Here is a 9,638-nt window from a genome sequence, read left to right as displayed (position 1 = left end):
GGGGCGGGGCCCCGGTCAGGCGTTGATGATGTCGTTGCGGTCCGAGTCGGAGTCGTCCCCGCCCTCCGTCTCGGCCGCGGCGTCGGTGTCGGTGTTGGTGTCGGCCCCTGTGTCGGTGCTGGCTTCGGCGTCCGGGTCGGACGACACCGACTCGGCACCCTCGCCGGACGGGTCGGGGGTGGTCGTCCCGGAGGACTCCCGACGCTCCGGTGTGCGGGTGTTGTCGACACCCTCGTGGGCTTCGAGTTTGCGCAGTCGCTCCCGCGTTTCGACGAGTTCCTCGGTGAGACCGTCGACGGCGGCTTGTAGTTCCGCGATCTGCGATTCGAGTTCCTCCACCCTGTTGCTCATGCTCCTACGAGGCGGTCCCGAACGTATAAAATTACGTCAGACGCTCCCTGTCTCTCGCCGCCGGGCGATCCGAACCACCGGGGTTTAGTGCGGGGAGACCCGAAATTCACCCATGCGTCACGTCGGACTCAACGCCAGAATGGCTATTGTCGGCTCGCTCCTGTTCGCGTTCTACGCGGTTGCGGCAGTCATCGTGATGGCGATGTTCGGAACCGGCGTGTGGCCGCTCGTGATCGTCGGGAGCATCGCCTTTGTCGGCGTCCAGTACAAACTCGGCAAGTGGATGGCGCTCCGGAGCGTCGGCGCCGAGGAGCTCCCCGAAAACGAGTACCGGGAGCTACACCGTCGTGTCGAATCGCTCTCCAGAGACATGGGTATCGACAAGCCACGGCTCATGATCGCCGAGATGGGCATCCCCAACGCATTCGCAGTCGGGCGAAAGGGGGCCGGGACGGTTGTCGTGAGCAAGGAACTCCTGCGGACGCTCCAACCCGACGAGGTCGAGGGCGTGTTGGCCCACGAACTCGCACACATCCGCAACCGCGACGTGGTGATGATGGTTCTCGGACAGGGCGTCGCTTCCATCGTCGCTATCGTCGCCCAGTGGGCCGTTCTCCTGAGCGGCGACAACGACATCGCGGACTTCTTTCTCGCCATCGTCGTCGGTCAGATCACACAGATGCTCGTGATGGTGTTCGTCTTCGCCATCTCACGGTACCGCGAGTACATCGCCGACGCCGACGCAGCCGAGGAAATCGGGAGCGGCGAGCCACTCGCACGCGCTCTAAAGAAGATCAGTCGTGGTGCCGAGCGCCGCGACAGCGAACTCGACGATCAGGTGAACGCGCTGTGTATCTTCGGCGACGGGAGCGGCCTCGCCCGCCTGTTCGCCACGCACCCGCCGGTCGAGAAACGGATCGAACGCCTGCGGGCGTAGATGACCGACGTTCGGACGCTACTGGCGGCAGGCCTTGGCGTCCTGATCGGTGTCATCTGCCTCGTCGCGCCCGGTGCCGTCGTCCGCGTCCACACCGCCGGCCGTCGGCCCCACGACAGGCGGGGCGAGTACGGCACGGACGGAACGGCACCGGCGCGCCGACGACGGCTGGTGCAGGCTATCGGCATCGGATGTCTCGCGGCCGGTTGTTACTTCGGCTACGTCGTGCTCGCGTAGGCAACGACTCCCACGGGTTGGTACAACGGTCCACCGGTGGGTCGTCGAAACGGTCCGATGACCGGAACCATCGGCGTCGGCCCACGACGACCGGTCTCGGACGGGAGCGTGGCCATCCCTGCCGAACGGCGGCCGCAACCGGTCACCGGTCGGCGGTGTCGGGGCCGTGTGCGCGCTCGTGAGGACGAGGTGTGCCGCCGAGCGGGGTCGTCGTCAGGGATCATACCGTCGTGTTGGCGCGCCCATAGAGTGGTAGGCTCGTCGGACGGCTATCATGGCGACACAGCATCCACTCGGTCGGGGGTCAGCCACGGGCCCGACCCACAGCCCCGAGGCCGACGATCACGACGGCAGCGGCCGGAAGCAGCGGAAGTTCGACCGGACCGACGACCGGAACCGGCAACGACACCGACGCACCGAGAACCGACGGAACGGGAATCGTCACACCGATCAACGGGACGGTCACCCCCGAGTCGTCGGTGGGGGCGGGAGTCGTCGCGGGCGACGGGGTCGACGACGTGGCTGCGGGGGTCGTGGTCGCGGTCGGCGTCGGTGTGGCCGTCGGCGTCGACGTTTCGGCCGCCAGTGTCCGATCGAGCGAGGTGACGTGTTCCGTTCCGGAGGAGTCGGTTACGCGGAGCCGGACAGTTACGTTTCGACCATCAGGGGGGTCAAGGCGACGGTCGAAGCGAAGTTCGGTGGTGACCGCGCCGTCGTGAAGCGACACGATGTCGATCACCTCGCCCGACGCCGGATCGACCGTCTCGACCGTCGCGCCGGTCACCTCGCCGTCGGTCGCCCGTCCAAAGACGACGACCGAACTCTCGTTCTCGAATCGGGTCGTGTCGGGGGCGAGGTGGAGTTCCGGAGCGACGTTCCGTCGGACGCTGACGGTTCGTTCAACCGAGTTACCCTCCGTGTCGGTGGCGGTGACGACGATGGACGTGACGCCGGGGTGGAGGGAGACGTTCGTCCCGAACTCGACCGACCGCCGTTCGGGGTCGGGACGGTTCAGCGACGGATCGACCAGATACGCCGCGTCGGAGGTGTCCTCGGGACGGACCGTGACGCTTCGGATCTGTCCGTTATCGGTCGCTCGGCCACGGAGCCGAAGCTCCGAGGGCGACCGACGAATCGCCGACAGCTCCGACAGCGTCGGCGGCGCGGTGTCCTCAACGGTGACGTTGAGCCGGTGGACGCGAACGTGTCCCAGTTCGTCGTAGTACCGTGCCGTGATGGTGTTGTCGCCGACACCGAGAAAGATCGACTGCTCGAAAGAGCCGTTGAGGTCCGACTGCTCGTACACCTGACGGTCGGTCCGATTCGCCGTCCCGACCCGATACGGCGTGGTGCGGAGGATCCGGAGGTGCGAGACACCGATCACGTCGCTGAAGTTGCCCGCAAGCGAGATGCGTGAGGAGTTCACCGTCACCGTCTCCGGCGGCGGCGCGTACCGATCGGTTTCGAACGGGGAGGTGTAGCGGACGTACGGCCGCTGTGCATCCTTTGTCACCGTGATCGAATGTGTGGTCGTCGTGCCGTCGGATTCGACGACAACGTCGAGAGCGTGGTCGCCGCTCCGGAGATCGAGGTCGACGGACTCCTCGAACGTCGTTGCGTTTGGCGTGTACCGGCTGTGAGTCGTCCCGTCGACGCGGACGGAGACGAGCGAGATCCGCTCATCGGATGCAACCGAGACGTCGACGGTCGGATCGGATTCGACCAGCGTGTCGTTACCGTCGCCGACCACCGATCCGTCGACCGCGACGGTGATGTCGGGGGGGGTCTGCCCGACCGCCGTGCCGCCGAACCCGCCGAGCGTGCCGGGTGCGCCGAACAAGGTGGCCATGGCGACGAGTGTGGCGAGTGCGATTCTGGCGGCTGTCGATCCCATGGAGCGGTGTGCCTCGTCGGTGTGTGACGGCCGGGGGATTTCAACATGTGGTTCGGGTTCTCAGCGATGAGAACCCGGAGACCGTCGCTGGTCCGTGAAGTTCGGTGTAAAAAGTGTGGACGTCGAGAACGCGTCGCCGGAAGGCGGGCCTTACAGGCGAACGACGTTCGTCGCGCGCGGACCCTTGGGAGAGTCCTCAATTTCGAATTCGAGTTCCTGTCCCTCTTCGAGGTCCGGGCCGCCCACGTCCTCCATGTGGAAGAACACGTCGTCGTCCGCGTCCTCAGTCTCGATAAAGCCGTAACCGCCAGTGTCGTTGAAGAAATCAACCGTACCAGTTGCCATTGCATTCTCCCGGACGCCCCCTCAAGTCATAAGACTTCCGTGAGTAGGCGGCACACGACACGCGCTCACAACGTCGCGAAACCGAAGCGTTCGTTGGCGGCTGTCGGTCCGGAGGTGGGACTCGGGTGTCGTTGGGGACGCGAACCCGGACGCCACGGCCGACAGCCCGGAGCCATCTCGGCGGGGACGTGTCACGGACGCCGGAACACGGTCACCACCGTCGGCGGCAGCGTCCGGCGGGCGGCGACGGACGCCCGGTCCTCGGATGTCTCGTTCATTGTGGAGTGGATGAAACGGCCGAGACGGATCCCGCACGCCTCCGGGTGCTACCCGTGTGCCCCGTTGGGTTCGGCGTCGACAACGGCGCGTCGGGGCGGTACGGATCCGTGTGTCGACTCCGCCGACACAGTCCCGGCCGACGCCTCCGCCCATCGTGGTGAACGGCGATTTTTTTACTCGTGCCGCCTGACAACGTGTAATGACCGACACTCCCCTCTACGTTGGCGCGGACGTTGCGTCGGGTTCGTGGGTCGCCGTCGCGTTCGATGCCGAGGGGTTTGACCACGCGACGGTCTTTGCGGAGGTCGGCGACCTCTGGTTGGAGTACGAGGACCGTGCCGACCGGATCCTACTCGATGTGCCTATTGGACTCGTCGAAGACGGGTCCGGCGGGCGGGCTTGTGACAGTCTGGCCCGGGAGGTGTTGGGACCGCGCAGTCGCGCCGTGTTTACGCCGCCGGTGCGGGAGGCAACACGAAAACGACGCTACCCTGCGGCAAAACGGGTCAACGAACGCAAGACCGACAGGAGCCTGACCAAACAGGCGTTCGCCATCAGCGACGACATCGCCGCCGTCGACAACCTACTGCAGAAACTGTCCGAGGCACAGGACGTGATCGCCGAAGCCCACCCGGAGGTGTGCTTTCGAGCCTTTGCGGGCGAGCCGTTGTCCTACTCGAAGCGGACGGCTGCGGGCTACGCCGAGCGGATGCGGACACTCGCCGAGTTCGACCGCGACGCGCCACCGGTCGTCCAGTCCGTGGCGGAGGCGACCGGCGGCGAGGACGTCGGCGTCGACGACGTTCTCGACGCCGTTGTGCTCGCGTACACGGCTCGTCCAAGTCCCGACGACCTGTGGACGCTTCCGTCCGATCCCGAACTGGATTCGGCGGGCCTCCCCATGCGGATGGTGTACCGGGCCGAAACCCCGCTTCTCGACAACCCGGAGTGAGGGGTACGATTTTGTGGTCGGCGGACCGAGTCCGTGGTATGGCCGACGGCTCACTCGACTCGACGACGCTCGTGCAGCGACTCACCCTGATCGGCGTCGGGTCCCTCTCGATGCGCGACGAGACGCCTGCCCACGCCGGGCGGGTCGCCCGCGTCTGCGACGAACAGGCCGACGCAGTCGAGGCGGACGTGTTGGGAAGCGTCTCGGAGGCCGAGGTAACGCGCGCGCTCAACGAACTCGAGGCGGCCGGTCTCGTCGACACCGCAGAGACGAATGACCGCTCGCCGGTCGGGAAGGGACGCCCGGCGTACCATCTGGACTACGACCCCGCGACGCTCGTGTCGCGGTTCGAGTCGGACGACCGGCTGGAACGGGTACTCGACCCCCTCGACGCGTAAGCCCCGTATCATCGGCGACCACGTCGGCGAACGCGGCGCCACCGTCATGGCCGGGCGGGGCAGGGCCGGGCAGAGCGGCGACCCGTGGTACGTCCGGCGGCCACCGGCGCGGGCTAGCACACCACGGGACCACGGGACCCGCCGGCGGTCAGAGCAGGCGGGACGCGCCGGCCACGAGGGGTATCAGCACGACCAGATACGCGGCGGCGGCGACGGCCCAGTCCCGCCGGATGGTACCGACGCGGTCGGCGGAGACGCGCGACCGTGGGAGAACGACAACGGTGAAAAAGCCCACCATCAAGCCGTAGAGGACAACGGCCGTCACGAAGGTGGCCACGGCCGACGCTCCGCCCGAGACGCCCTCACCCACGAACAACAGCCAGACGAACAACGGTCCGGTCAGCGATCCGGCGAGATAGTGGACGACTGCCGCGAGGCGGTCGGGGGCCTCACCCGGTGGCCGGTCGGTGAGGACACCGGCGGCTATCGACGGTGGGGTCGTGCCCTCCGGAAGTTTCGCCATCACCCCATCCATCGCCAGCGTCGCCAGAACCGCGGCGACGACGCCCGCGGCGAACCGAAGCGGAACCGCAAACAGCCCGTGTGTCGTGAGTGGCTCCATGTCGGGTCAGTCGGACGAGTCGGTCTTATACCTGTCAGTCCCCGCCGCCGAGCACGCGTCACATCGCGCGCCCGTGAGAGACAATGACGACATCTCGGTCAACAGGCGTGGTCGTGTTGGAGACGCCGGGGGCTTACAACAGGTCTATCGGTTCTTTGACAGCGCCGTAACGCGGGTCGAGTTCTACGGTGTTGACGTGTGGTGTGGTTTGGTAACTACTCGAATCTGGGATTCTGGTTGTTCATCGCACGACGCCAACAGTCCGGACACATTCGATACCCGTCGGGGGTGATCCGTGCTTCTCCCCGTTCTATTATTCCGCCACAGTAGCCCTCACACTGACGTTTCATCTGCCTCTCTCCCCTGTCATTCATCTATAATCAGTGTACTTTGTTTTGCTGTCATTGAGAATGCAGCTTCCGATACAAGGACGCCGGTGGTTTTCTTCAATCACCCTTTGAATCTTGTTATCGGTCGTGATTCCGCCGACTACCGTTCTCGGTACTGGAAAAAACGCCCGCTAGTGAGCACGGTCAGGGTGAATCTCCGGACCGCAATCGAAGTCGGTGCTGAGACTGCGGTGGTGGGCTCCCGACGCCATTGTCGGGAACACGTGTATCGCCATCGGTCCCGGGGCGGGACGACACGGCTGTCACGGCTCGGAGCCGGAGCCGAAGGTTGTCGTTGTTGTTTCGCCGACCGGGACGCTCGCACGGGCCGAAACGGTGTTTCTGTACGCCACACCCACCGACGACCGCGTCATCATCTCAAGAAGAACGGACCGCTACCGCGTCACCGTCGCCGGCGTGTTCGGTCGCCCGTCCCTCGTGCCCCACCCCACAAAAACGCCTCCGACTGTCTCCTCGGAGGAACGCTCTCTCGGGGTCCCCTTCGGACAGAAGCCGGGTCCGTGGGCGAGAGTCGGGACTGGTGACGGCCCCTACGTCGTCGACTGCGGCGCGACGGCGACGCTCGGCGGGAGGCCTTGCCCGCGGTCGATCCCGTTCCAGCCGTCACGTTGCCGTCCGCACCGATGGTGTTGACCGGGCGGAGGTCCCACGGGAGCAGGCAGGGATCGGTGGTCGGAGACACGGCCGTGGCTCGGGTGGGACGGATATAATCGTCTCGGCGGGGGCGGTGTCGCTCACCTCCTGAGGTGGTTCACCACGGTCTCTGTTTGCTTGGGGCCGGGCTCGTTGGTACCGCCGATCGCTACCGGTGGAGTTCTCAGCCGCTCAACAACTGCTCACGGTCGGTGGCGATACCCTAAACAACGGACACACCCATCAGACCGGTGGCTTTCTCGAAGCAAGTCACCGCTCGAGGAATCGGGACACGGCCGGTTGGATGCGGTCGTTGTGCTCGGGCGTGGAGTCATCGGTGTCGGTTCCGTACCGCTCGTCACGGATCGGAGTGGTCCCCGTGAGTAGGGCTTGTGATTGTGGAGTCTATCAGCGGTGGTGCAGCACTACTTTCGCTTCGCCTCGTATTGACTGAACCAGCGTGTCTTCCTCAAGCCAACAGTTGTACTGACTGATGTGAAATCGACCGCAGAGTTCGGCGTCCGAGGCGGTCGGTGGGTGTCGCTACGTCTCGCACACAGATGTCTTTTCACCGTTCCGAAAGGACCAGTATCGTTGTCCCGAAGAACACGGTCGCGTGGGCGATAACGGTCAGCGGCAACAGAATCGTGGTGCCACCGAGAACCACCCACACCACCGTCGGAACCGACCCAAGCAGTGCAACCGAGAGAAACGCGGCAAACAACCCGAGAACAAGACCCGAAACCGTCACCGCCTCCAGAATCCGGGTGCCAACACGAACGATACCTTTCGACCTGTGTTCGTTGTAATCGCGGAACCCGGTGTGAACGTGTGCAAGCACGATCGTTGCCAAGCCGACGGCGAAGAGAACGGTTCCGAGTAGAATCGCCGACCCGATCTCCAGTAGTAGCGTCTCCCCGCCCAAGGCAACGAACATGCCGAAAATCACGACCGGCGTGGCGGTGAGAGCCAAGACCGTTGCCGTCGTCGCCAGTAAGGCTCTGAGATGTGGTGGGTGCGACGAGAACCACAGGCGTAGGCGGCCCATGGGCGACACTGATTCCGATGTAGAGGAGGTGGTTTCTGGGTCGATAGGGGAACGTGACGATGAAGTTCGGTGGGATTGTCCGACCGAGGTTCGTCGGGAGGGATTCTCCGGGGGCATGGCGGGGCTTGTTCATAGATACACGTGAGACGTGTTAAATTCTCAAACGGTGTTTCACCGTTAGACACAGTCGTATGAGGTTGTTGATATGCGGTGGTAGACTGTGGGTTGGTGAGACAACGGTCTCACCCGACTGAGAGCGGATATCGCCGTTGATCTGGACCGGTCTATCGGTTGCGACAAATTCATGCGGTGGTACCGGATCCGTGGTGCATAACTCCCACCGGTCGTTTACATCCCTGACTCCGCCGGTCGCCTCGGTCAGTCCTCCGACAGTCCCTCGGCTAGTTCGGACACTCCACTGGCACCTGATACAACGACTCCGAGCAGAATCGCAAGCCCGAGGATTTGGCCGCAAGCGCGTTTCGTGCCTCTGCAGCCTCTACGCGTCTCTGCACGTGCGAACCGCGCCACTGCTCGCGGGTCCGACCCGTTCTGCTCGGGGTGTTCGTAGCGGCGTGGGAACTGCGTGACGTTCCGGGGCCGCGCACTACGGTTGTCACCGACGGGTTCGCACTCCTGTGGTTCTGTCCGTCTTCAACGGTGTGTACAAACGGTCGGATCGTCGACATAGCGGACGCCTGTGTCGAGGACCTGCACCGACGCCGTAGCGGTGGCAATCAGAGCAGTCCCGAACCGATCACGGCTGTGAGCGCGACCGTTTCGAACACGGCCGAACCGATCATCCAGTTCGGCGCCCGGTCGGTGCCGCGGTGCATCTCATCCGGATGGGTAGCGACTGCGATGCCGAGCGCTATCAGGAGACCGCCAAGAATCACCATCGCCGCCGAAGCGACCCCCGCGTTTGTCAACAGCAACTGAGCTGTGACTATGCTACCGGAGTACTGCATCATTGTAACAATGCCGAGCGCCGCCATTCCGTACCCCGCGACCACCGCTCGATTTGGTCGCTTCATGCCCCGACCAACGTCTATCAGATACGTAAGTGACTCGCCGACTCCCTGCGTCATCGGTCCGCCGGTGTGGCGGCGACGTTTTTGCGACTGTCACCCGCCCGGTGGCGGCACACGATTCGGCAGCCGATTCATCGCTTCCGCCACGAACTACCCCGTCGTGACCGATAAAAAGGACGGACGCGATTACCGCCCTCCGGTCGGTGCGGAGGGTTCTACTTTGAAACCCATACTCGAGGCAAACAGGGGCGTCTGAGATTGGAAGCGCGTTCCCCGATAACCCGGGAGGGTGGCTCTGCGAGTCCGGTTCCATCCGATGAGACAACCTATCGGGGTGGTCGCAGAGAACGGTTCAGGGGCTGAATCCTTTATAACTGGATGGGACCGCCCGGATTCGAACCGGGGTCACGGGCACCCAAGGCCCGAAGTATACCAAGCTAACCCACGGTCCCACAGATACGAGTCCGCCTCGCGTCCGCTAAAGGATTTCGTTCGGCAGGG

10 protein-coding genes and 1 tRNA gene are annotated in these 9,638 nt (G+C 64.5%); 4 read left to right on the top strand and 7 right to left on the bottom strand.

Going from position 1 to position 9,638, the window contains the following annotated elements:
- Positions 1 to 15: 15 nt before the first annotated feature.
- The gene (locus Q0925_RS09075) at positions 16 to 351 is read right to left on the bottom strand and encodes a DUF7518 family protein (protein ID WP_299334447.1); all 336 of its coding nucleotides are present in this window, start codon (positions 349 to 351) and stop codon (positions 16 to 18) included.
- 112 nt (positions 352 to 463) lie between these two features.
- Here Q0925_RS09075 and Q0925_RS09070 point away from each other — a divergent pair, with 112 nt between their 5' ends.
- Positions 464 to 1,288 (top strand): M48 family metallopeptidase, encoded by an 825-nt coding sequence (locus Q0925_RS09070; protein ID WP_349254405.1) that lies wholly within the window; start codon positions 464 to 466, stop codon positions 1,286 to 1,288.
- Positions 1,289 to 1,525, top strand: coding sequence for a hypothetical protein (locus Q0925_RS09065; RefSeq protein WP_299334444.1), 237 nt, complete (start codon positions 1,289 to 1,291; stop codon positions 1,523 to 1,525).
- Between the two features lie 304 nt (positions 1,526 to 1,829).
- Here Q0925_RS09065 and Q0925_RS09060 read toward each other — a convergent pair whose 3' ends face one another.
- Positions 1,830 to 3,419 carry a hypothetical protein gene (locus tag Q0925_RS09060; RefSeq protein WP_299334441.1) on the bottom strand — a complete coding sequence of 530 codons (1,590 nt, stop codon included), beginning with the start codon at positions 3,417 to 3,419 and terminating at the stop codon, positions 1,830 to 1,832.
- Positions 3,420 to 3,569: 150 nt separating this feature from the next.
- The gene (locus Q0925_RS09055) at positions 3,570 to 3,764 is read right to left on the bottom strand and encodes a cold-shock protein (RefSeq protein WP_049935367.1); all 195 of its coding nucleotides are present in this window, start codon (positions 3,762 to 3,764) and stop codon (positions 3,570 to 3,572) included.
- Positions 3,765 to 4,242: 478 nt separating this feature from the next.
- Between Q0925_RS09055 and Q0925_RS09050 the strand changes: the two genes are divergently transcribed.
- Complete coding sequence (locus Q0925_RS09050; RefSeq protein ID WP_299334432.1) at positions 4,243 to 4,995, top strand: DUF429 domain-containing protein; 753 nt, start codon at positions 4,243 to 4,245, stop codon at positions 4,993 to 4,995.
- A gap of 38 nt (positions 4,996 to 5,033) precedes the next feature.
- On the top strand, positions 5,034 to 5,393 hold the full coding sequence (locus Q0925_RS09045) for a hypothetical protein (RefSeq protein WP_299334429.1): 360 nt from the start codon (positions 5,034 to 5,036) through the stop codon (positions 5,391 to 5,393).
- A 148-nt stretch (positions 5,394 to 5,541) separates the two neighbouring features.
- Here the strand turns inward: Q0925_RS09045 and Q0925_RS09040 are convergent, their stop codons facing one another.
- From Q0925_RS09040 to Q0925_RS09025, 4 genes are all read right to left on the bottom strand, one after another.
- On the bottom strand, positions 5,542 to 6,015 hold the full coding sequence (locus Q0925_RS09040) for a hypothetical protein (protein WP_299334426.1): 474 nt from the start codon (positions 6,013 to 6,015) through the stop codon (positions 5,542 to 5,544).
- 1,611 nt (positions 6,016 to 7,626) lie between these two features.
- Positions 7,627 to 8,106 carry a hypothetical protein gene (locus Q0925_RS09035; RefSeq protein WP_299334423.1) on the bottom strand — a complete coding sequence of 160 codons (480 nt, stop codon included), beginning with the start codon at positions 8,104 to 8,106 and terminating at the stop codon, positions 7,627 to 7,629.
- 737 nt (positions 8,107 to 8,843) lie between these two features.
- Positions 8,844 to 9,140 (bottom strand): hypothetical protein, encoded by a 297-nt coding sequence (locus Q0925_RS09030; protein ID WP_299334420.1) that lies wholly within the window; start codon positions 9,138 to 9,140, stop codon positions 8,844 to 8,846.
- Positions 9,141 to 9,516: 376 nt separating this feature from the next.
- A tRNA-Pro gene (locus Q0925_RS09025) sits at positions 9,517 to 9,589 on the bottom strand.
- Positions 9,590 to 9,638 lie beyond the last annotated feature (49 nt).

It is taken from the genome of Haloplanus sp., assembly GCF_028275055.1.
Lineage (GTDB): Archaea > Halobacteriota > Halobacteria > Halobacteriales > Haloferacaceae > Haloplanus.
This window is presented reverse-complemented; position numbering and strand designations above follow the sequence as displayed.